The 23233-nt window shown below is 32.0% G+C and carries 21 protein-coding genes, 1 tRNA gene and 1 pseudogene; 12 read left to right on the top strand and 11 right to left on the bottom strand.

The genetic code is table 11. From position 1 onward, the window contains the following. From ACIQ66_RS05630 to ACIQ66_RS05620, 3 genes are all read left to right on the top strand, one after another. Window positions 1–1251, top strand: a 1251-nt coding sequence (locus tag ACIQ66_RS05630; RefSeq protein WP_396211811.1) for a gliding motility-associated C-terminal domain-containing protein, incomplete at its 5' end; no start/stop codon positions are given. Between the two features lie 17 nt (window positions 1252–1268). Further along, window positions 1269–2195: a type IX secretion system membrane protein PorP/SprF gene (locus ACIQ66_RS05625; protein ID WP_396211813.1), complete on the top strand. Its 927-nt coding sequence runs from the start codon at window positions 1269–1271 to the stop codon at window positions 2193–2195. 12 nt (window positions 2196–2207) lie between these two features. Beyond that, complete coding sequence (locus ACIQ66_RS05620; protein WP_396211809.1) at window positions 2208–4127, top strand: OmpA family protein; 1920 nt, start codon at window positions 2208–2210, stop codon at window positions 4125–4127. 739 nt (window positions 4128–4866) lie between these two features. On the opposite strand, the gene ACIQ66_RS05615 is transcribed toward ACIQ66_RS05620, so the two are convergent. Next, entirely contained in the window at window positions 4867–5241 is a 375-nt protein-coding gene (locus ACIQ66_RS05615; RefSeq protein WP_396211808.1) for a hypothetical protein, read from the bottom strand. Then, the gene (locus tag ACIQ66_RS05610) at window positions 5225–5665 is read right to left on the bottom strand and encodes a hypothetical protein (protein WP_396211807.1); all 441 of its coding nucleotides are present in this window, start codon (window positions 5663–5665) and stop codon (window positions 5225–5227) included. The genes ACIQ66_RS05615 and ACIQ66_RS05610 overlap by 17 nt, the downstream gene beginning before the upstream one ends. A 101-nt stretch (window positions 5666–5766) precedes the next feature. Here ACIQ66_RS05610 and ACIQ66_RS05605 point away from each other — a divergent pair, with 101 nt between their 5' ends. The 3 genes from ACIQ66_RS05605 to ACIQ66_RS05595 all read left to right on the top strand — a co-directional run bounded on the left by ACIQ66_RS05605 (window position 5767) and on the right by ACIQ66_RS05595 (window position 8490). Further along, on the top strand, window positions 5767–6621 hold the full coding sequence (locus ACIQ66_RS05605) for a hypothetical protein (protein WP_396211806.1): 855 nt from the start codon (window positions 5767–5769) through the stop codon (window positions 6619–6621). Window positions 6622–6686: 65 nt separating this feature from the next. Then, window positions 6687–6878, top strand: coding sequence for a hypothetical protein (locus ACIQ66_RS05600; RefSeq protein WP_396211805.1), 192 nt, complete (start codon window positions 6687–6689; stop codon window positions 6876–6878). Then, window positions 6853–8490: a recombinase family protein gene (locus ACIQ66_RS05595; RefSeq protein ID WP_396211812.1), complete on the top strand. Its 1638-nt coding sequence runs from the start codon at window positions 6853–6855 to the stop codon at window positions 8488–8490. Before ACIQ66_RS05600 ends, ACIQ66_RS05595 begins: the two co-directional genes overlap by 26 nt. Here ACIQ66_RS05595 and ACIQ66_RS05590 read toward each other — a convergent pair. Next, window positions 8450–8522 (bottom strand) — tRNA-Met (locus ACIQ66_RS05590). The two genes, ACIQ66_RS05595 and ACIQ66_RS05590, sit on opposite strands and share 41 nt — an antisense overlap. A 114-nt stretch (window positions 8523–8636) precedes the next feature. Between ACIQ66_RS05590 and era the strand changes: the two genes are divergently transcribed. Continuing rightward, complete coding sequence (era, locus tag ACIQ66_RS05585; protein WP_396211804.1) at window positions 8637–9521, top strand: GTPase Era; 885 nt, start codon at window positions 8637–8639, stop codon at window positions 9519–9521. Window positions 9522–9720: 199 nt separating this feature from the next. Here the strand turns inward: era and ACIQ66_RS05580 are convergent, their stop codons facing one another. Then, on the bottom strand, window positions 9721–10215 hold the full coding sequence (locus tag ACIQ66_RS05580; RefSeq protein ID WP_396211803.1) for a hypothetical protein: 495 nt from the start codon (window positions 10213–10215) through the stop codon (window positions 9721–9723). A 110-nt stretch (window positions 10216–10325) separates the two neighbouring features. Between ACIQ66_RS05580 and der the strand changes: the two genes are divergently transcribed. Beyond that, window positions 10326–11636, top strand: a complete 1311-nt coding sequence (der, locus tag ACIQ66_RS05575; protein WP_396211802.1) for a ribosome biogenesis GTPase Der — start codon at window positions 10326–10328, stop codon at window positions 11634–11636. 75 nt (window positions 11637–11711) lie between these two features. Here the strand turns inward: der and ACIQ66_RS05570 are convergent, their stop codons facing one another. The 5 genes from ACIQ66_RS05570 to ACIQ66_RS05550 form a co-directional block, all read right to left on the bottom strand. After that, window positions 11712–12527 (bottom strand): TPM domain-containing protein, encoded by an 816-nt coding sequence (locus ACIQ66_RS05570; RefSeq protein ID WP_396211801.1) that lies wholly within the window; start codon window positions 12525–12527, stop codon window positions 11712–11714. Window positions 12528–12530: 3 nt separating this feature from the next. Then, entirely contained in the window at window positions 12531–12968 is a 438-nt protein-coding gene (locus ACIQ66_RS05565; protein ID WP_396211800.1) for a TPM domain-containing protein, read from the bottom strand. Continuing rightward, the gene (locus tag ACIQ66_RS05560; RefSeq protein WP_396211799.1) at window positions 12968–13570 is read right to left on the bottom strand and encodes a LemA family protein; all 603 of its coding nucleotides are present in this window, start codon (window positions 13568–13570) and stop codon (window positions 12968–12970) included. The genes ACIQ66_RS05565 and ACIQ66_RS05560 overlap by 1 nt, the downstream gene beginning before the upstream one ends. A 71-nt stretch (window positions 13571–13641) precedes the next feature. After that, complete coding sequence (locus ACIQ66_RS05555) at window positions 13642–13974, bottom strand: MerR family transcriptional regulator (protein WP_396211798.1); 333 nt, start codon at window positions 13972–13974, stop codon at window positions 13642–13644. A 33-nt stretch (window positions 13975–14007) separates the two neighbouring features. Continuing rightward, window positions 14008–14985: a M23 family metallopeptidase gene (locus ACIQ66_RS05550; protein WP_396211797.1), complete on the bottom strand. Its 978-nt coding sequence runs from the start codon at window positions 14983–14985 to the stop codon at window positions 14008–14010. Between the two features lie 272 nt (window positions 14986–15257). Here ACIQ66_RS05550 and alaS point away from each other — a divergent pair, with 272 nt between their 5' ends. Next, window positions 15258–17894: an alanine--tRNA ligase gene (gene alaS / locus ACIQ66_RS05545; protein ID WP_396211796.1), complete on the top strand. Its 2637-nt coding sequence runs from the start codon at window positions 15258–15260 to the stop codon at window positions 17892–17894. A gap of 60 nt (window positions 17895–17954) precedes the next feature. On the opposite strand, the gene ACIQ66_RS05540 is transcribed toward alaS, so the two are convergent. Together ACIQ66_RS05540 and ACIQ66_RS05535 are read right to left on the bottom strand one after the other, a co-directional pair. Continuing rightward, a complete protein-coding gene (locus ACIQ66_RS05540) occupies window positions 17955–18332 on the bottom strand; it encodes a RidA family protein (protein WP_396211795.1) in 378 nt (125 codons plus the stop codon). A gap of 8 nt (window positions 18333–18340) precedes the next feature. Beyond that, entirely contained in the window at window positions 18341–20086 is a 1746-nt protein-coding gene (locus tag ACIQ66_RS05535) for an ABC transporter ATP-binding protein (protein ID WP_396211794.1), read from the bottom strand. A gap of 103 nt (window positions 20087–20189) precedes the next feature. Between ACIQ66_RS05535 and ACIQ66_RS05530 the strand changes: the two genes are divergently transcribed. The 3 genes and pseudogenes from ACIQ66_RS05530 to ACIQ66_RS05520 all read left to right on the top strand — a co-directional run bounded on the left by ACIQ66_RS05530 (window position 20190) and on the right by ACIQ66_RS05520 (window position 23203). Then, on the top strand, window positions 20190–21581 hold the full coding sequence (locus ACIQ66_RS05530; RefSeq protein WP_396211793.1) for a peptidoglycan DD-metalloendopeptidase family protein: 1392 nt from the start codon (window positions 20190–20192) through the stop codon (window positions 21579–21581). Window positions 21582–21587: 6 nt separating this feature from the next. Next, window positions 21588–22535, top strand: coding sequence for a GSCFA domain-containing protein (locus ACIQ66_RS05525; protein ID WP_396211792.1), 948 nt, complete (start codon window positions 21588–21590; stop codon window positions 22533–22535). Between the two features lie 179 nt (window positions 22536–22714). Then, a pseudogene (locus tag ACIQ66_RS05520) lies at window positions 22715–23203 on the top strand (DUF4230 domain-containing protein). The last annotated feature ends 30 nt before the right edge of the window (window positions 23204–23233 follow it).

Below are 23233 nucleotides of genomic sequence, written 5' to 3'. Positions count from 1 at the left end.
AGCGGTTGTACAGGAACAGCTCCTTGTACTCCAACAGATACAGATGGTGACGGAACACCAGATTACTTGGATGTAGATTCTGATGGCGACGGTATCCCAGACAGCATTGAAGATGCAGCATGTACAGGCGTAACACCATGTATACCAACCGACACGGATGGTGATGGTATTCCTAATTACTTAGATTTAGACTCAGACAATGACGGTATCTTAGACAGTTACGAAAATTCAGTTTGTACACCAGCAGTTCCATTATGTGATACAGACGGTGATGGTATTCCTAACTATATGGATTTAGATTCAGATAATGATGGCGTATTAGACGTAACTGAAGCAGGTGGTACTGATGCCGATAATGATGGCGAAGTCGATGGCCCAATTGGTGCTAATGGAATTCCAGTTGATTCAAATGGAGGAGAAACCCCTGGTGATACAGACAATGATGGGGCTGTAGATCCGTATGATGTGGATGATGACGGTGACGGAATAGACACTATTGATGAAGATGTAGATAACAATGGCGACCCAAGAAACGATGATACAGATGGTGATGGTATTCCTAACTATTTAGACACAGATTCTGACGGCGACGGGGTAACCGATGCACAAGAAATAGCAGATGAAACGAATCCAAACGACCCTTGTGATTTTGAAGCAGCAAGTATTACGCTTCCTCAAGCGGCGAGTTGGAATAATGCAGATTGTGATGGTGACGGTGTGACTAATGGACAGGAAATCATTGATGGTACTGATCCAACGAATCCATGTGAATCTAAACCTGAAAATGTAACATTACCATTATCTCAAGATTTCTTAAATGGAGATTGTGATGGTGATGGATTATCAAACGGAGAGGAGATAGGTCAAAATCCAACCAATCCTTCTGATTCAAATGGGAATGGAATACCTGATTATTTAGAGGTAAACAATCATTCGGTTTCGGAGGATGATTTAGAAATATTCTCAGCAGTATCTCCTAATGGTGACGGAGGTAATGATGTATTTGTAATTAGAAACATTGAAAGTTATCCAGATAATACAGTATCTATTTATAACCGATGGGGAGTACTTGTTTATGAAGTAGATGGTTACGGACAAGACAATAAATACTTTAGAGGTATTTCAGAGGGTAGAATTACGATAAACAAGCAAGATGAATTGCCAGTAGGAACCTACTTCTACATTATTAGATACAAAAACAATGCTGGAATACAAAAACAACGTTCTGGTTATTTATACATTAATAGATAGATAATACTATGAAAAATATAAAAGATAGTAAAATGATAAAACAATTTGCAACTAGTTTAATAATGTTTCTTTCATTGGTAGTTAGTGCTCAGCAAGAACCACAATACACACAGTATATGTATAACCCTTCTCAAATCAACCCTGCTTATTCGGGGTCGATGGGTTATGCAAGTGTATTCGGATTGTATCGTACGCAATGGGTTGGTTTAGATGGAGCGCCCAAAACAGCCAATCTTGGTTTTCATAAACCAATTGAAAACTCAAAATTAGGATATGGAATTAATATTTTAAATGATAGAATTGGCCCATCTGAATTAACCTATATGAATGTTGATATTTCTTACACCTTGTTATTTGGTGAAAAATCTCGATTAGCCTTTGGTCTTAAAGTAGGAGGAGAGCTTATAAATATAGATTATAGTAAGTTAAGTCAATACAATCCAGGGGATGCATTATTTCAAAATAACTTGAATAGATTTTCTCCAAACATAGGAGCAGGAATCTATTATTATACTGATAACACTTATGTTGGGTTCTCCGTTCCAATGCTGTTAAATACCGCATTTTATGATGAAGTTGCTGTTTCTACAGCTGATAGGAGGCAAAATTTCTATTTAATTGCGGGTAAAGTTTATGATTTGAATTATTATATCAAATTTAAACCTGCATTAGTAACTAAAATCGTTTCTGGCGCCCCATTACAATTAGATTTAACAGCAAACTTTTTAATTAATGAAAAATTTACTGCTGGAATAGCTTATCGAATGAGTGCAGCTTTAAGTGGCTTGGTTGGTTTTCAAGTAACAGACCAATTATTTATCGGATACGGATACGATAGAGAAACTACCAGATTGTCTAATTTTAATTCAGGTTCTCATGAACTATTTTTAAAGTTCGATTTGTTTAATAGTCATCAAAAAATTGAAACACCAAGATTCTTTTAATTCAATCATCTTATGAAAAAATATATTTTTATTTTACTATTAGTAGCCATTAGCGCTTTTTCTCAAGAGAAAATTCTGTTAAATGCCGATAAAAAATTCAAACAAGAACGATATCCAGATGCTATAAAAGTTTTTGAGCAATTGGTTAAACATGGAGATACTACAGTTGCTGTTTTCCAACATTTAGCAGATGCTAATTATTTTAATGCTAATTATGAAAAAGCAAGTATTTGGTATCAAAAATTATATCAATTAGATCCAAATTGTAGTTCGGAATATTTGTATCGTTATGGACAAAGTTTAAAATCAGCGGAAAATCTAAAAGAGGCAAAAGTGATATTAGAACTCTATGTAAAAAAAGCAAATAGTGAAAATAGATCTAAACTGTTTATGAAATACAATGGAGTTGCCAATACAGATGATAAGTTAACCAACGCATTTAAAATAGTTAATTTAGGTGTTAATTCAACAAAATCAGATTATGGTGGAAATTTAAAAGGAGACACCTTGATTTTTGCAAGCGCTAGAAGCCAAAATGTGGCAGATACTAAATATAGAAGAACGGAACAGTCATTTACCAATTTGTATTATACAACTTTAAAGGCATCAGGTAAATTGCCAGAACCTAAATTGTTTTCAGTTAATACGTATTCTAAATTTCATGAAGCTACTCCAACTTTTTCGAAAGATGGAAAAACAATGTATTTCACACAGAATGAATTAAAAATAAATGACAAGGGCGAAGCTGTAAATGGGTTGTATAAAATATATAAATCAGTATTTAAAAACGGAAAATGGGACGCTTCAGTTAAAGCTGCTATTAGTGTAAATGATACCTCTAGGGTTGCACATCCTGCTTTTAGTGCAGATGAGAAATACTTGTACTTTGCTTCCGATATGTTTGGAACATTAGGAGAGTCGGATATTTTTAAGGCAAAAATTAACGAAGACGGCAGCTATGGCAAACCTGAAAACTTAGGTTCTAAAATCAATACTGAAGGTAGAGAAAGTTATCCTTTTATAACAAGTGATAATAAGTTGTTATTTGCATCTGATGGTCATCCTGGTTATGGAGGTTTTGATATTTTCGTTTTAGATTTAGATAATCTGAATGCTTTGCCAATTAATTTGGGTTCTACCATAAATAGTCCAATGGATGATTTTGCAATGTTCTGGAACAGAGAAACTCGATTAGGAACTTTTACCAGTAATAGAAAAGGAGGAGTAGGAGATGATGATATTTATTTAATTGAGGAAGTTGTCCCGTTTAATTTTGAAGTTGAAATACCAATTAAAGGGACTCTTCAAGACTTAATTTCAAAGGATTTTTTAAAGGATGCTCAAGTGGTGCTTCTTGATATTAACGACAATGTTATTGCTAAAACAAAAACCGACGATAAAGGAAAATATTCATTTGACAAAATAAAAACGAATCAAACCTATAAAATTAGAATAGAAAAAGAAGGGTATGAAACGCAACAAAAAACAGTAACCGTTTCTCAGTATGAAACAGAAATTAATATTCCAGTTGTTGTGTCTGCATTGAAAGTTAAAATTGATAAGGGAGTTGATATTGCAAATGTGATAAAATTCAATCAAATTTATTTCGACCTGGATAAATCAGACATTAGAAAAGATGCTAAAGTAGAATTAGAAAAAATAGTTGAAGTATTGAAAACGTATCCTAAAATTATTATTGAAATTGGATCTCATACCGATGCAAGACAGCATAGAAAATACAATAAAATTCTATCTCAAAAAAGAGCAGAAGCCACCTTAAATTATTTAGTTAAAAGAGGTATAAGTAAGTCCAGATTGACTGCAAAAGGGTATGGAGAACTTCAGTTGGTTAACAAATGTTCTGATGGAATTATATGTTCAGAAATAGAACACCAACAAAACAGAAGAATTACCTTTATTATTTTAGAATAATTAAAGTTCTTAAATGTTATTTTTAAATCAATTCTATAACTTAAAAAGTGAACTAATTACGATTGTATTTATTTTTTTAACACGATGATTGTTCTTTTTTTTGTACAAATTTATTATTAAATCTAAATGGTATAGAAATCAATATTTAAGCAAGCCTAATAAAAATTAAATTAGGAAATATAAATGAGGCCCTATTTTGAGATGTAGCTTGTAAGTAAAAAGTAAAATTTTGTTATAATTGTTTCCGGCAGTTTTTTTTTAAAATTACGGAATTGAGGGATTCTTGCTGCCGGAGCAATAATTAGAGCGCTTTGTTTATTCTTGAAATCTAATACTATACGATTGCTCCATAAATAAAAAATTGTATTTAAATTTTAAAAAATAAATTTTGGGTATGAAATTTTTTAAGAAAAACAATAAGATTGCGCCAAGGGTTTATTCTGAGAAAGAACTTATCGAAATCCACAGTTTTCATTTAATGTTACTTAAAATGAAAAAACGTCGCCCTGACCTTAATGTTAAAAAAATGATGGATGCGCTTTTCCAAACAACAATTTAGATTTTTAATGATAATTAAATGGCATCAACTTTTTTTAAACGAAACAAAAAAGTATAGGTTATTGCGCGATATATAATTTAATAATAAATAGTATTTTTTATAGTTTATTTACAAATAGTTACGTATTGATTTGTAAATAAATACTATTATTTAAATTGATTTTTATCTATTTTTATTGACTTACATTGATTTTTTTGGCAGGTTGTAATAAATGGTTTTGGGATTTTTAGTTTCGTTAGATTTTTTCTCCTTTTTCTGTTTAAGTAGATGGTAGGCAGTAACTGAAACTGCAACAACTGCTCCAAATACTAGCATTGGCTTCCAATTGTTTTTTAAATAGGTAAAAATAAAGAATTGCGGGGGTTTTGTGTCTATAATAAGAGGTATGTTGTTAGATGCCTGAGGAAAGTCAACAGGTATGTTTTCATAACCACTTTCTAAATTACCATTGGTAATAATTTTGTTTACAAAATACTCTGATTGTTTTTTTAATAAATCCTGTTTGTGAGCCATTGGATAAATTTCTGCTAATGTTAAATTACGATATGTTGTCATTGTCATCTATTATTATGTTAAAGAAATGTTGATCTGATTCAGTTAAAGTTAAGCCGTAATTAAAACAAAACTTAATTTCCCTTTTTGTTTTTTCATCTATTTGGCTTCGATGATAAATGGAATGGTCATAGCCTTCGTATTCTAATAACGAAGCCCTTACTTTTCCAGTCATTTGAAAGGTTAAACTTTTAAATACCTTTATTAATATTCTTTCATTATTTCTGGCTGTTTTATTGAAATCATTTTCAATTTTATCAATCACCTTTCGCTTATCATTGTTACTGTCAATTCGATGTTGGGCATTACAATAAACCTGCCGTCCATCTGTTGGAACAAATTCCATTTTACAGTCGGGTTTTTTACATAACTTCGGTGGGTAGGTTCTGTTTGAAAACCTTTGCCTTTTTTGTATTTTATTTTTCATCTTTTTTGTTTTTATTCTCAAAATTTGGTAAATTTAAAATAAAATATTAAATTTACCAAATAGTAAATATATTAAATATAAAAATTACCAAATAATTAGTTATGAAAAGAGAAGAATTAATAAAATTTGGGCAAATGATTTCCAATAAATACTTATTGCCAAAACAACATCTTCAAATTACTTCAAGGCAAGTTAATTATTGGAAAGAGCGTGATATTTTACCCTTTTTTGTAAAGGAAAAAAAAGGGTTTATGAATATACCTCAAGCTCTTTGGGTGTTAATAATAAATGAATTATCGGATATAGGTATTGACACCAAAAGACTAGAAAAGTTATCTAAAGATGTTTGGGAAAAACCATTTAATGAAAAATATGCGGATTCAGTTTTTAAAAAAAATATAGCGGAAAAAAAGTTAAATAAATTTGACAGCAATACACTTGAAAATATTTTAGGTTTTGAACCAATAATGATTACTCTTTTTAGGAAAGAAATGAACCCGTTTACAGACGCTATTAAAACTTGCTTAAGTTCAAACAGAAGTTTAGTTTCATTGATTTATTGTCCTAAGACAGGTGAGCATTCTTTTAATTTTAGCAATTTAGGTTTAACTGCTGATTTGAACAATTTATATTTTGGAGAAACCTTAATAGTAATTCCATTTCTACCACTTTTATCAAAATTGGTTGGAATAGAAATTGAAAAAAGTACCACAGATCTAGAATATTTATCATCTATAGAAAATCAAATTCGTAGAGTGTTGTTTTTTGACAAGCCTAAACTCTTAGAAATTGAAGTTCAACAAGACGGTTCTCCAAAAATCTTCAAAATCACCGAAGAACATAAAAAACCAGAGGAGTTAGCTAAGTTTTTCTTAACGAATAAACTGCCTTTAGGTTCAAAAATAATGATAGAACCAAGAGCTCAAGGAAATTATAAGATAACAATTAAGACCTAACCAAATGTCAAATGTACCACCTATTCGGTTCCTGAAAATCCAGCCCGTATTTATTTTAATACGATATGGGCCAAAAATTTTTAGAACCCAATGAAAGCGATTACTTATTAGATTATAAAGAGCTAATAGCAATTGCACCAATATTAAAAAAAGTGCTTAAAGAAGAAGATTCATTTGAATTTTCAAAACAGTTATATGAGTTTACCAAAATAATTTACGAACAGTACAAAAATGAAAAAGAAAAACTTAACACTTAACGATTTTAAAAATTCAGTAGTTTGGTCATATACACGCGTGTCAACTAAAGACCAATTTGTGAATAATGGAAGTATTGAAACCCAAGTGAACAAAATTAAAGCGTTTGCAAAGGAAAATCAGTTAATCATTACCCAGGAATTTGATGCCGAATATGAAAGTTCAAAGCGAATTAACACCCAAAGCACGCTAAAAGAGCTTATGGATAGGATAAAGAAAACTTCTGTTAATAAACGTCCAAAAATGATCTTAATTTGGTCGCCAAGTAGATTTGGTCGAGCCGGAGCAGAACACATTCAACTATTTGTTCGTCTTAGAAAGGAGTTTAATGTTTATTTGTACTCTGTAAGCACCGATAATCATACTTTTAACGAAAGAGCCGAAAACGAATTTTCAACGCAGCTATTGTATGCGCAAAAAGAAAATTTCAATCGTCAGGACACCGTTATTCCAGGATTAATAAATGCATTAGAAAACGGTAAAGTTTTCGGAAGAACTCCAAGAGGTTACGACCATTATGGACCTCGGGTTAAAGACCCAACAAAAGTACAAGCATTTCAAGAGATAAAGATAAGTACTGAAGGTCAATTCTTAAAGGAAGCCTTCAAATTAAAAATTTATAAATCTTACACCGATTCTGAAATTATACATTGGTTAAATTCAAAAGGAGTTCAAATTAGAAAACAAAGGATTTCTGAGATTTGGCGTAATCAGTTTTATACTGGAAGAATATTCAATTCGTTATTGGAAGGTAGAATAATTAAGGGTTCATGGGAGCCAATGATATCTGTTAAAGAATACAATCAATTGCAACGAATTCTCGAAGGTTCAAAGCAGTTTGGTGTTGTAAAAATCACAGGTAAAGAAGAAACTCCTCTTGTTCCAAAATTTGCTATGTGCTCCGACTGTGATGACACCATGACCTCTTATCTAAATAAGGCAAAACACATTTATTACTACAAATGTAATTCCTGTCACAAAACCATCAACGCTTCAAGTTCAAAAAAATCTTTAAGAGCAGGGTTACACGAACAATTTAGCGAAGTTTTAGAAGAGTTTAATTTTTCGGGACAATTGAAAGATTTGTTTTCTGCACAACTCAAAAAAATAATAGATGATGAGATGTCTAACCTTTCGGAGAAAAAAAGACTTGCTTCGTTTGAATTAAATAACTTGAAAGAAAGTTATGATAAAATGGAATATCGGTATGCAATTAATGAAATTTCTAAAGATATTTTTGAAAGACAAAGCCTAAAAATAAATGAAGCAATAATCCAAAAAACTAAAGAATTGGATTATTTGCCAACAAAAATATCGAACCATGAAAAAGCAATAAATTATTTCATAAAAATAGCTCAGAGTCCCAGTAAATTCTATGATTCTTTAGATTATAATAAAAAGAGAAAGTTCCAATATTTAGTCTTTCCAGAGGGGTTTCATTATTCGATCAAAAATAGAAAATATCGAACCTCAAAAACCAATGCTTTATTCGAGTTAACTAAATGTATTTCAGCAAGTTATGATTCTAAAAAACAACAAACCCATCCTCAAAAATGGGATGGGTCCTCTTTAGTAGCGGGAACAGGACTCGAACCTGTGACCTTCGGGTTATGAGCCCGACGAGCTGCCTACTGCTCTATCCCGCGATGTTTCGAGTGCAAATATACAACGAATATCGATACACGCAACAAAAAAATTAAAAAAATCTTTTATTTCTACTATTACCCTGATATGAGTACCTTTGCAAAAAAAATAAAAGTATGACAGCGCATAAAGCAGGTTTTGTAAATATTATTGGAAATCCAAATGTTGGTAAATCAACACTAATGAATGCCTTTGTTGGCGAACGTTTATCTATAATCACTTCCAAAGCACAAACCACGCGTCACAGAATTCTCGGAATTGTAAATGGTGACGATTTTCAACTAATTCTTTCTGACACACCTGGAATCATAAAACCAGCATACGAAATGCAAGAATCCATGATGAACTTTGTAAAATCTGCTTTTGAAGATGCCGATATTCTTGTTTACATGGTCGAAATAGGAGAGCAGGAACTAAAAGATGAAGCTTTCTTCAATAAAATTATCCACGCCAAAATTCCGGTGCTTTTATTGCTCAACAAAATTGATAATTCTAATCAAGAACAACTCGAAGAACAAGTTGCTTTCTGGACTGCCAAAGTGCCAAATGCCGAAATATTTCCTATTTCAGCTTTGCAAAATTTCAATGTTCCCGAAGTTTTTGCCCGAATAATTTCGTTGTTGCCACAATCGCCTGCTTATTATCCTAAAGACCAGTTGACCGACAAACCAGAACGTTTTTTTGTCAACGAAACCATCCGCGAGAAAATCCTTTTAAATTACAGCAAAGAAATTCCGTACGCTGTCGAAATCGTAACCGAAGAATTCTTTGAAGACGAAAATATCATCCGAATTCGCTCGCTAATCATGGTGGAGCGCGATACTCAAAAAGGAATCATCATCGGTCACAAAGGTGCCGCCCTCAAAAAAGTAGGAATGGAATCACGTGCCGATTTAGAAAAGTTTTTTGGCAAGCAAATCCATATCGAATTGTATGTAAAGGTTAATAAAAACTGGAGAAGCAACGCTAATATGCTTAAGCGTTTTGGTTACAATCAATAGTTTTTTTTAGTAGAAGCGACCCGAGCCATAGCGAATTGGCGAAGCAATGGCTCGGGCTTTATCAATAATCCATGTTCCAGCCATCCATTCTATCTGCCTGTCAACATAAAGGTCTTTTCCTTTTTAAAGAAAAAAGAAAAAGGATTCCATTCCTGACTGGGCTAGTGGAGGAGATGTATTGAACTCTTGCTCAAGTTTACTATTCAACAATTCTCAAATATAGACGTTTTAACTCAACAACCTGATGTCGGCCATTATAACGTATTTGTTTGGCAATAAAGTAAAGCAAAAACCAAACAGCAACCATCAAGCTCATTACAATCAAATCTTTTGTTACTGGAGCTTTAAGTATCCAATCGGAAATAGCAAACATTCCAAAAACTAAAAATACACCAGCTACAAAAAAATGCAGAAACATAAAGAAAGTCCATATAGTTTGATCAGGTCCAAATAAGCATTTTACATGAGTAGTTTTATCTTCATTTTCAGAAAGTTCAATGTGTAAATGTGGAGAATAATAACGCCTTTTTGCCAAAAGAATAAATAAGAAAATATGATGATCGGATACTTTTATACGATAATCTTCTTTTACTTCTTCTTTAAGTTTTTTGGCTCTTTCAATAATGTCAAAAATAGTCAAATCAACATCTTTGTGAAAACGTGGGCGAAGCACTACATTAGTATCTAATTCCATAGTTTGTAATTATTTTAATTCTTCTGACAGTATTTTTTTGTGTATTACACTACTACTAAGGTACAAAAAAATAAAATTAGTAGTACCTTTGCAAAATATTTAAAATCATTATGAATAACATTGTAGCCATAGTAGGAAGACCGAATGTTGGAAAGTCAACTCTTTTTAACAGAATGATAAAGCGAAGAGATGCTATTGTAGATGCGGTTTCGGGAGTAACAAGAGATCGTAATTATGGAAAAAGTGATTGGAACGGAAAAGAATTTTCTGTTATAGATACGGGTGGATATGTGCGCGGTTCAGACGATGTTTTTGAAGGAGAAATTCGTAAACAAGTTGAACTAGCCATCGATGAAGCCGATGTAATTATTTTTGTAGTAGATGTAGAAGAAGGTATCACGCCAATGGATGATACTGTGGCAAGATTACTTCGTAAAGTAACCAAACCTGTAATTCTAGCGGTAAACAAAGTAGATAATGCCATGCGCGAAAAAGACGCAATGGAATTCTACAACTTAGGTTTAGGCGAATATTATACTTTCGCAAGTATTTCAGGTAGCGGAACAGGAGACTTGTTAGATGCCATAGTAAACGCTTTTCCAGAAAAACCAGAACCAATACAAGAAGAAGTCGAATTGCCTCGTTTTGCCGTTGTAGGTCGTCCTAATGCAGGGAAGTCTAGTTTTATCAACGCACTTATTGGCAAAGAACGTTTCATGGTAACTGATATCGCAGGAACAACCCGTGATGCCATTGATACCAAGTTCGACCGTTTCGGTTTCGAATTCAACTTAGTTGATACTGCCGGAATTCGTCGAAAAGCTAAAGTAAAAGAAGATTTAGAATTTTATTCGGTAATGCGTTCGGTAAGAGCTATTGAGCATGCCGACATTTGTATATTAGTAATCGATGCCACTCGCGGATTTGAAGGGCAAGACCAAAGTATCTTTTGGTTAGCTGAAAAAAATCGTAAAGGAATCGTGATTTTGGTAAACAAATGGGATTTGGTTGAAAAAGACACCATGTCAACCCGAGATTACGAAAACAAAATCAAAGAGCAATTAATGCCTTTTACCGATGTGCCAATTCTTTTTGTTTCAGCATTAACCAAACAACGTTTACTAAAAGCACTAGAAGCAACAGTAGAAGTTTTTGAAAACAGAAAACAAAGAATTCCAACTTCTAAATTCAACGATTATATGTTGAAAGTAATTGAAGGTTATCCACCGCCAGCAACCAAAGGAAAATACGTGAAAATTAAATATTGTATGCAATTGCCAACAGCAACACCACAGTTTGTGTTTTTTGCCAATTTGCCTCAATACGTAAAAGAACCTTATAAGCGTTTCTTAGAAAATAAAATCAGAGAAAATTGGGATTTATCTGGTGTGCCGATTGATATTTACATAAGAGAAAAATAGTTAAATAAGAACGCCTTTCGGTTGAAAGGCGTTTTTTTTATAATAAGCGGAATACTGAATAAGATAAATCTAATTCTACCAATCACCACCAGCTCCACCACCTGAAAATCCACCGCCACCAAATCCACCACCGAATCCACCGCCGCCAGAAGAACCTCCAAAGCCACCGCCAAAACTTCCGCCGCTGCTTCTTCCTATGTTGCTAAGTATTATGACATCTAATAAACTTAGTCCGTTTCCACCCCCACTATTTCCTGAATTTCCACCTTTGCTTTTAGAAATGATAATCATCAAAATAACCAAAACAATAATAAAAATAAAAATAGGTAAAACGCTTCCTTCACCGTTTTCTTCAATTCTTGTACCTTTATATTTACCAGTTAATACTTGAAAAATTGCATCGGCACCTTTGTCTAAACCATTATAGTAACTTCCAGCTTTAAATTCAGGGATAATTTTATTTCTAATTATATCTGCGTTTATTGAGGCAATCAATCGGTCTTCTACACCATATCCTGGAGCAATCCATATTTTTCGTTCTTTAGCTGCAAGTAAAATGAAAACACCATTGTCTTCTTTGGCTTGACCAATTCCCCATTCGTGTCCCCATTTTGGAGCTAAAATTCCAATATCTTCACCTTTAATTGTAGGAACTGTTACAACAACAATTTGCGTTGTAGTTGAATCAGAATATTTGATTAATTTTTCCTCTAATTGCGATTTTTCAGTTTCGCTTAAAAGTTTGGCATAATCATAAACAGATGTTTGAAAACTAGGTTTTTCAGGAATTTTGAATTGAGAAAAAGCTAAATTGCTAGCAAAAAGAATAAACAAGAATGTAAATCGAAATATACAGTTGGAATTTAGGATTTTTTTAATTGATTTTTTCATCTTTTATCCTTTTGATATTTCATTAGAAAGTTCATCGGTGTCATCATCTTCAAAAGGGAAAAAAGCTTTTAGTTTTTCGCCAGCTCTATGAATTCCGTTGACTAATGCTAGTTTGTTTTCGCCTTTTGCAAAATGACTTTTCATAATGTCTTTGGTGCAATCCCAAAAATCGGATTCTACAACATCATTTATGCCTTTATCACCGTAAATAGCAAATTGTCTGCTTTTTACAGCTACATAAATAATAACACCATTTCGGTCTTTGGTTTCCATCATTTTGAGCTCATGAAAAACAGCCATCGCTCTTTCTAACGGAGCGATAGCAGTTTCTTTTTCTATATGTACACGTATTTCGCCAGAAGTATTTTTTTCAGCCAAACGAATAGCTTCAACTACTTCTTTCTCTTCGGTATTGGTTAAAAAAACTTCTACTTTTGACATTATTTAGTTACTTCTTTTTTGTCAAAGTTAAATTCTACCTCTGGTGCTTTTTCTGCTCCAGCTTCAGCCTTGAAATAAGGTTTTTCTTTAAATCCGAAAAACCCTGCGAATAAAATGTTTGGAAATGTTTTAATATGAGTATTGTATGGTTTTACTGCTTCGTTAAAACGAGTTCTTGCTGTAAGTATTTGGTTTTCTGTACTAGTAAGTTCGGCTTGAAGATTTAAAAAGCCTTGGTTAGCTTGCAAACTAGGATAATTTTCGACTGTAACTAATAATCTTGAAAGCGTACTTTGATTTTGACTAAATTTTTCTAATTGCTCAGGTGTAACATTAGTAGGGTCAATAACAGTTTTAGTTGCATTTGCCCTTGCTTGTATGACCGCTTCTAATGTTCCCTTTTCATATTCAGCAGCACCTTGAACGGTTTTTACTAAATTAACAATTAAATCATTTCGTCTTTGGTAAGAAGTTTCAACATTACCCCAAGCTTCTTCAATATTTTGATTCAATGTAACTGCCGTATTATTAATTCCTTTAAACCAAGAGAAGCCTATTAAGACTACTACTGCTACAATTATCCAAGGCAAAAATTTTCTCATAATTTCTAATTTTTAAAGTTTATTTTATTGTTTTAAAGTTTATTTATTTTCTAAAAAATTCATCATCCAACTCAAAGCTCGTTTTTAATACTATTCAACTCTGCTTTAATTCTTTCGAGTTTGCTTATGATTTCGTACTTGTCTAATGTTTTTTTCTGACCTTCTTTCAAGTGTGTTTTAGCGCCTTCTAGTGTAAAGCCTCGTTCTTTTACCAAATGATAAATTAATTGCAAATTTTTTACATCTTCTTGCGTAAACATACGATTGCCTTTCGCATTCTTTTTTGGTTTAAGAATATCAAATTCTTTGTCCCAAAAGCGAATAAGCGAGGCGTTCACGTCAAAAGCTGTGGCTATTTCGCCTATGCTATAATATAATTTACTTTTTGAAAGTTCTATCTGCATTTAGTTTTGTTTAATATCTTAAATCAACATACGTTAATCGTAGGATTGGTTTTCTTGATTAGCAATTTTTGAAATTGCAACATATTCTGCTGCCGAAATTGTTCCGTAGTAAAAATTAATCGGATTTACTACTTTTCCATCTTTATGCACTTCATAATGTAAGTGTGGTGCCTGACTTCTTCCAGTGCTTCCAACATATCCTATCACGTCTCCTCTTTTTACACGTTGGCCTAAACGAACTTTATATTTGCTCAAATGGGCGTATAAAGTCAAATAGCCAAAACCGTGCCTAATTTCGATATGATTTCCATATCCCGAAAGTGAGTTGTCCGCTTTTAAAACTAATCCATCGCCAGTGGCATAAATAGGAGTGCCTTTTCTAGCTGTAAAGTCCATTCCTTTGTGCATTTTTCTTGCTTTAGTAAAAGGATCACTTCTATATCCAAAACCTGACGCGATGTGTTTCAAATCTTCATTTTTAACTGGCTGAATGGCAGGAATAGCTGACAATAATTTGTCTTTTGCTTTAGCTAATTTCAATATTTCGTCTAACGATTTCGATTGAATTGCTAACTCTTTTGTCAAAACATCTACGCGCTTTGAAGTCGAAATTACTAAATCGGAATTGTTGTAACCTTCTAATTCTTTGTACCTATTTTTATCTCTAAATCCAGCTTTTCTTTTGTCAACATCTATTGGCGAAGTGTTAAAGTAAATTCTATATAAATTATTGTCTCGATCTTCAATGTTTTCTAAAACTTCATCAAGCTGATCTATTTTTTTATTCAATAATGCGTATCTAATTTTATAATTTTCAATTTCTCTTGCTTGAATTTTATCTTTTGGAGTTTCAAAAAACGAAGTATTCATTAAAACCAAAAAACTCAACACGCCAAACAGTGCTGAAGCCAATAAAAAAATCATTGCATAGCCAAATTTGGTTCTTTTTTTGACTTTTATTTTCTTGTACGCTAGTTTTTCAGGGTCGTAATAATATTTTACCTTCGCCATTTCTTATAAATATACTATTTTTGTGGCTCAAAAAATGATGTAAGCTATAGTTATACGAACAAATTTAATAAATGTTTCATGTTTTCCTATTTTTATTGCAAAACTTTTGGCAATTTTGTGCGTCAAGTTTGCAAAATACTGTAAAATTTGAAAACTGTATATTCAATATCAAGTAATCCAAATTTCTGAATTTATGTTCGATTGGATAATTTCACATTATTTTTTACTCATACAATAAAGACAGATTAATAATTGCTATTCAAAAATAAATAATGAAATCACAAGACATTCGTAAAGCATACCTCAATTTCTTTGAATCAAAAGGACATTTAATTGTTTCATCGGCGCCAATTGTGCTTAAAGATGACCCAACCTTGATGTTTAATAACTCAGGAATGGCACAATTCAAAGAATATTTTTTAGGAAATGGTACTCCAAAAAGTAAGCGAATAGCCGATACGCAAAAGTGTCTTCGTGTTTCAGGAAAGCACAACGATTTAGAAGATGTAGGTTTTGATACCTATCATCACACGATGTTTGAAATGCTTGGAAATTGGTCTTTTGGCGATTATTTCAAGAAAGATGCCTTAGCTTGGGCTTGGGAATTTCTTACAGAAGTTTTAAAGTTAGACAAAGACCGTTTGTATGTTTCTGTTTTTGAAGGAAATCCAGCAGAAAATGTTCCGTTTGACCAAGAAGCTTGGGATATTTGGAAACAATATGTTACAGAAGACCGAATTATTTTAGGAAATAAAAAAGATAACTTCTGGGAAATGGGCGATCAAGGTCCGTGTGGTCCATGTTCAGAAATTCATATCGATTTGAGAACGGATGCCGAAAGAAATGCTGTTTCAGGAAGAGATTTAGTAAATGCTGATCATCCGCAAGTTGTTGAAATTTGGAACAATGTTTTCATGGAATTTAACCGTAAAGCTGATGGTTCACTTGAAAAATTGCCTGCGCAACACGTAGATACCGGAATGGGATTTGAACGTTTGTGTATGGCTATGCAAAATGTGACTTCCAATTATGACACTGATGTTTTTACGCCTCTAATCGAAAAAATTGAACAAATTACAGGTTTAAAATACACTTCAAATGAAGTTAAAAACGTTTCAGAAGAACAAAATAAAACTAATATCGCAATTCGTGTAATAGTTGATCACGTTCGTGCCGTCGCTTTTGCTATAGCAGATGGACAATTGCCTTCGAATACTGGTGCAGGTTATGTAATTCGTAGAATTTTACGTCGTGCAATACGTTACGGATTTACATTTTTAAATACTAAAGAACCTTTTATCAATAAATTGGTAGAAGTTTTAGCAAATCAAATGGGCGAGTTTTTCCCAGAAATCAAATCGCAACAACAATTGGTTACCAACGTAATTCGTGAAGAAGAAGCTTCGTTTTTAAGAACATTAGATCAAGGTTTACAATTATTGGATAAAGTGGTTGCTGAAACATCAGGAAATGAAGTTTCAGGTGCAAAAGTTTTTGAATTGTACGATACATTCGGATTTCCAAAAGATTTGACGGCTTTAATTTTAAAAGAAAAAGGATATACGTATAACGAAGCAGATTTTGAAGCTGAATTACAAAAACAAAAAGCGCGTTCACGTGTTGCTTCAGAAGTTTCAACTGAAGATTGGTCAGTTTTAATTCCAGGAAATGTAGAAACATTTGTGGGTTATGACCAAACTGAAAATGATGTAAGAATCACCAGAATTCGTAAAGTAGATTCTAAAAAAGATGGAATTATATATCAAATTGTATTAGATAACACACCATTTTATCCAGAAGGTGGAGGACAAGTTGGTGATAAAGGAACATTAATTTCAGCTAACGAAACGATTGAAATTATCGATACTAAGAAAGAGAACAACTTAATATTGCATTTTGCAAAACAACTTCCAGAAAATCTTGAAGCTGGATTTGTGGCAAAAGTAAATACTGATTTAAGAACTTCGACTTCCAAAAATCACTCAGCTACGCACTTGATGCATTTGGCTTTGAGAAATATTTTAGGAACACATGTAGAGCAAAAAGGTTCGTTGGTAAATCCAAATTACTTACGTTTTGACTTTTCTCATTTTTCTAAAGTTTCTGACCAAGAACTACGTCAGGTTGAAGAAAGTGTAAATGCTCAAATAGAAGCACAATTGCAATTGCAAGAATATAGAAATATTCCAATTAAAGAGGCTTTAGATAAAGGAGCAATGGCTTTATTTGGTGAAAAATATGGTGATAATGTTCGAATGATTGAATTTGGTGAAAGCAAAGAGCTTTGCGGTGGAATTCACGTAAAAAATACGGCTGATATTTGGCATTTCAAAATCATTTCTGAAGGTGCTGTTGCTGCCGGAATTCGTCGTATTGAAGCCATTACTGGTGATGCTGTGAAAGATTTATACAAAAATCAAGAAAGCACTTTGGCAGAAATTAAAGAAACATTGAAAAATCCTCAAGATGTTTTGAAATCGGTAGCAAGTTTACAAGATGATTATGCAAAGCTGAAAAAACAAATTGAGCAACTATTGAAAGAAAAAGTGGATAGATTAAAAGATAATTTGCTTTCAGATTTTCAAGAAATAAATGGTATTAACTTTTTAGCAAAACAAGTAGATTTGTCTATGAATTCGACTAAAGATTTAGCGCAAGCCATTGGAACTTCTAAACCAAATTCGTTTGTATTTTTAGCTTCAGTTGAAGATGATTCTCCTAATATTCATTGTTATATTTCAAAAGAGTTGGTTGCTGAAAAAGGATTAAATGCAGGAAATATAATCAGAGAATTAGGTAAATACATCGATGGAAACGGAGGCGGGCAAGCGTTCTTTGCATCTGGGAAAGGAAAAAATGTAAACGGAATTAAAGATGCTTTGGAGAAAGTTGTTGATTTTGTAAAATAGTTTTGACTTACCTAAATTAAAAAGCCTTTCATTCTTTTTGAGTGAAAGGCTTTTTCAATATTATTTTTTTTCAATAATTGCCACAGCATCAATTTCAATAAGCCAATTTCTGTTTCCTAAAACAGTAACGCCAACTAAAGTACTGGCTGGATAATTGTTGTTTCCTAAAAAAACTTTACGAATTTTTCTGAAAATCGGTAAATCAGTTTCTGGATTAAAATTAACGATATAAGTATTCATTTTTACAACATTTTGAAAACTTGCATCGCATTCTTTTAATAGTCGTTCTAAATTTTTAAACGTCGCAATTGTTTGTGATTCTAAATCGTTTCCTTCTCTTATTTGTCCAGAAATATGCAATGTTTTAGTCGTTTCAGTTTCGACAATTACAACTTGCGAAAATCCTTCGTTTGGATGTAAATATTCTTTTTTAAACATCTTTAAATTTATTTTCGTTCCCCAATCTGTTGTCTCCACATTGCATAATACAAGCCTTTTTCTTGCAATAAATCGTTGTGTTTTCCTTGCTCAACTATTTTTCCTTGTTCAAGCACGAATATTTTATCAGCATGCATAATAGTTGAAAGTCTATGTGCAATTAGAACTGTGATTCTATTGGAATCAGAAATAGTACGAATTGTGGCGTTGATTTCTTCTTCGGTAATCGAATCTAAAGCTGAGGTTGCTTCGTCAAATATCAATAAATTTGGATTTCGCAAAATAGCTCTTGCAATCGATAATCGTTGTTTTTCGCCTCCTGAAATTTTCATTCCGCCTTCGCCGATGGTTGAGTTTAATCCGTCTTCGGCACGTTTTAGTAAATTTTCACAACTTGCTTTTTTTAATACTTCGTTAAGTTCTTTATCGGTTGCTGATGGTTTCACGAACAGTAAATTTTCTCTAATGGTTCCCGAAAATAATTGTGCATCCTGAGTTACAAATCCTAATTGTTTTCTCAATTCTAATAAATCAATTTTTGTAGAATCAATGCCATTATAAAGAACTTTTCCTTCTTCTGTTGGATACAATCCAACTAGCAATTTTACTAAAGTCGTTTTGCCAGCACCAGATGGTCCAACAAAAGCTACAGTTTCACCTTGTTTAATTTCGAAATTGATGTTATCGACAGCTTTATAATTTGCAGATTTATGTTGAAAACTTACATTAGAAAACAATAACGAATGAATGGCACCAACATGCTCTGGATTTTTAGGACGAAATTCTTTTGGAGCATTCAACAAATTCTTGAAATTTTCCATTGAAACTTTCGTTTCGTTCACAGCAATAATAAAGTTGCCTAATTCTTGTAAAGGACCAAAAATGAAGAATGTAAAGAACACCATAGTTAACAAATCGCCAACAATTATTTTGCCTCCAAAAAGGAAATAATACAGCGTAAAAACTACGCAAGTTCTAAGAAAATGAACAGTTGTACCTTGAATAAAACTCAAACTTCTGATAAAACGAATCTTTTGCAATTCGAGTTGTAGAATTTTAAACGTATTTAAGTTCAAACGTTTTTCTTCTTGATAGGTTAACCCTAAACTTTTGACCAATTCAATATTTCGTAAACTTTCGGTAGTTGAACCTGCCAAGGAATTGGTTTGATTAACAATTTTTCGAGAAACAACTTTTATTTTTTTACCCAAATACGAACTAATCAAAGCAATAATTGGAGCGGTAACTAGAAAAATTAATGAAATTCTATAATCTATTCGAGAAACGTAAACAATCACAAAAATAAAACTAATCACGGTTTGAAAAATCAACGAAATTGAAAGTGTAATTAACTTTTCAGAATCAGAACGCACTTTGGTTAATTTGCTCAAAGTTTCACCACTTCGTTGGTCTTCGAATTCTTCGAATGGTAAATCAAGTGATTTTTTTATTCCGTCAGTATACATTTGAGCACCTGTTCGTTGAATGACAATATTGGTAAAATAATCCTGAAAATTTTTAGTAATTCTCGAAATCATGGCAGCTCCAAGCGAAAGTCCCAACCAAAAAGCAACAGACTTGATAAAACCTATTTCGTTGCCTTTGTATTTTGCAATTCCAACACCGCAATCTTGCATCAATTTACCAGTGATTATTGAATCCGATAAACTAAAACAGATGTTGATTGTCGCCATAAGTAGCGCAAAAAACAAAAGTAATTTATGTTTTATTATGTATTTATATAATAGTTTCATGTTTGATTTTATTGATTGGCAAAAATAACAAATATTAGTTACCGTTAACATTATGCTTTTTTTGGATAAAATATTATATTTGTTAAAATTAAACTTTGATAAGATGAAAAAAAATCAAATTTGTTTACTACTAATTTTTATAATTTCTTCAGGTTTTGCCCAAAAAGGAGTTATTGATCATGGTGGTGGAGAGTATAAAGTTCCTCAAGCAATAGATGACTGTATTTCTGATAAACAAAGAGAAGTTGTCTTTAAAGAAATTACTGCAAATAGAGAAAAACTGAAAAATAATGTTTTTTTAAGAAATGCAAAACAACCTTTAGACCATCCACTTTTTATTTGGCCTGTAACTAAAAATCCCACAGCGCCATATAATAATGTATGGAGCATTAGTAATCATGTTGATCATAATCCTAATTATCCAAACCAATTGCAAGATTGGAATTGTGGTGGTCGAACATATGACACTTCAGCAGGCTATAATCATAAAGGAATAGATATTTATACTTGGCCTTTTAGCTGGTATCAATTTCAAAATAACCAAGCATGGGTAATTGCGGCGGCTCCGGGAATAATTATTAATAAAACAGATGGGAATTTTGATATGAGTTGTGGTTTTAACAATAATCAATGGAATGCAATTTATGTACAACATAGTGATGGAAGTGTGGCATGGTATGGGCACATGAAAAGTAACTCCTTAACATCTAAAGGTATTGGAGATATTGTTGAAGCTGGAGAATTTCTTGGTGTTGTTGGAAGTTCAGGAAATTCAACTGGTCCTCATTTGCATTTCGAGGTTTATAACTCTGCTAACCAATTGATTGATACGTATCTAGGAAATTGTAATAATTGGACTTCGAGTACCGATTCTTGGTGGTTAAATCAAAAACCATATCAAGAGCCAAAAATAAATGCAGTTTTGACTCATAGTCAAGTTATTAGTTTCAACAGCTGTCCGCAAGTTGAGAATACTTATTTAAGTGACAATTTTACTACTGGATCTCCAGTTGTTATCTCTGTTTATTTAGCTGATCAGTTGCCAAATACATTGGGAACTATTCAAATAATACGACCAAACAATACCATAGCTGACAGTTTTAATTATAATTTTACAACATTTTATTATTCATCTTATTGGTATTGGACATATAACAGTTCATTTTTTAACCAATCTGGACAATGGAAATTGAGATTTACTTATCTTGGAAATACAGTTGAACACCTCTTTAATTATGGGACATTGGCAACGGATAATTTTGAAAAAAATAATTTTGATTTCTATCCAAATCCTTCCGATGGTATTATTAACATTGAAAATGAAAGCCAAATACTATTGAAAGAAATTTCAATTCATGATATTTCAGGAAAAAAACTCATGTCTGAAAAATCTAATTTTAAAAAAATTGATGTTTCAAACATTAGTAGTGGAGTTTATATTATTAAATTTGAAAGTGAAAATGGTATTTATAGCAAAAAGTTTATAAAGAAATAAAAAAAAATGAACTTCACCACTAAAATTCCAATTTTCAAACACCAAAATTCAATTGATTATAATTCTAAAATTATTTCTTTTGGTTCCTGTTTTGCTGAAAATATGGGTGAAAAATTTGATTATTTTAAGTTTCAAAATTGTGTAAATCCTTTTGGGATAATTTTTAATCCTGTTTCTATTGAAAAATTGATTCATCGTGCTATAAACAAAATTGAGTTTGTCGAAAACGACATTTTTTTTCATAATGAAAGATGGCATTGTTTTGAAGTTCATTCCGATTTGAGCGCTAGTTCATCAGAATTATTACTTGCCAATTTGAATAAGGTTTTACATAGTTTTAGAAGTCAATTTCAAGAGGCAACACATTTAATCTTAACGTTTGGAACTTCTTGGGTATATAGACATAAAATATCAGGTGCAATTGTAGCCAATTGTCATAAAGTGCCACAAAATCAGTTTGATAAAGAAATATTGGCTGTAGAAATTATTGAAAATTCAATTAAAAACAACATCAATTTAATTCAATCAATCAATCCAAATTGTAATTTTATTTTTACCATTTCACCTGTGCGACATATCAAAGATGGATTTGTTGAAAACCAAAGAAGCAAAGCGCATTTGATTACCGCTTTACAATCTGCAATCTGCAATCTGCAATCTGCAATCTATTTTCCTTCCTACGAAATTGTAATGGACGAACTTCGAGATTATAGATTTTATGCCGAAGATATGTTGCATCCAAACCAAACAGCAATCGACTATATTTGGATAAAATTCTTTGAAAATTATGTTGATGAAAAAGAATTTGTCACCATGCAACAAGTTTGTGATATTCAAAAAGCATTGCATCATAAACCATTTAATCCAAATTCAGAAAACCATCAAAAGTTTTTGAAAAATTTAAATCAAAAAATCACTACTTTAGTCTCAAAATATCCGCAAATACAATTTTAAAATGTCGCAACAAACCCCTCCTAAAGTGGGCTTTTTTGTAGCCTTATCAGAATTTCGAAAATGGGCAGTTTTAATTCTAATAGGATTAGTTTTGTTTTTTGGATATAAATTTTTTACTACCAAAAGCGAAACGTCTTCGATAGAATATGATACTAATTTAATACAACAACAAATTAAAAATGTTGAAAAAACTAGTTGTAACTGAAGGCCATTTTGCCGAAGTTCTAACTTATAAAGACAGAAAAGAAACTTATATTCCAGGTTTGAGTTTTGATAAAAAAGCTTTAGTCGTTATCAATGCTGATGTAACTGTAGGTTTTGATTTAAGCAAAGTAAAATATGATATTGATGCAATAAATAAAACAGTAACCATCACAAACATTCCTTAAGAAGAAATAAAAATTAGTTCTGATATTATATATTATAATACTGAATCTTCAACTTTCAATGAATTTACAGGTGATGATTATAATAAAATCAATAAATTGGCTAGAGAGAATTTAAAAAAGAAAATAGCTAAATCTACTTTAAAATTAAATGCTAAAAATAGATTAATTAGCGAATTATCTAAGATTTTAATTCTAACAAGTTCTATGGGTTGGACTTTAAAATATGATGGTGAGGTGGTTAATAATAATCAAAAGTTTCAATCTAAAATAAAAGGGTAAAAGCGACGATGAATTTCAAGGTCACTTTTA

The sequence above is a fragment of the Flavobacterium sp. genome, from assembly GCF_044377315.1.
GTDB lineage: Bacteria > Bacteroidota > Bacteroidia > Flavobacteriales > Flavobacteriaceae > Flavobacterium.
Note: the sequence above shows the minus strand (reverse complement) of the source record. Positions and strands in the feature narration are given on the sequence as shown.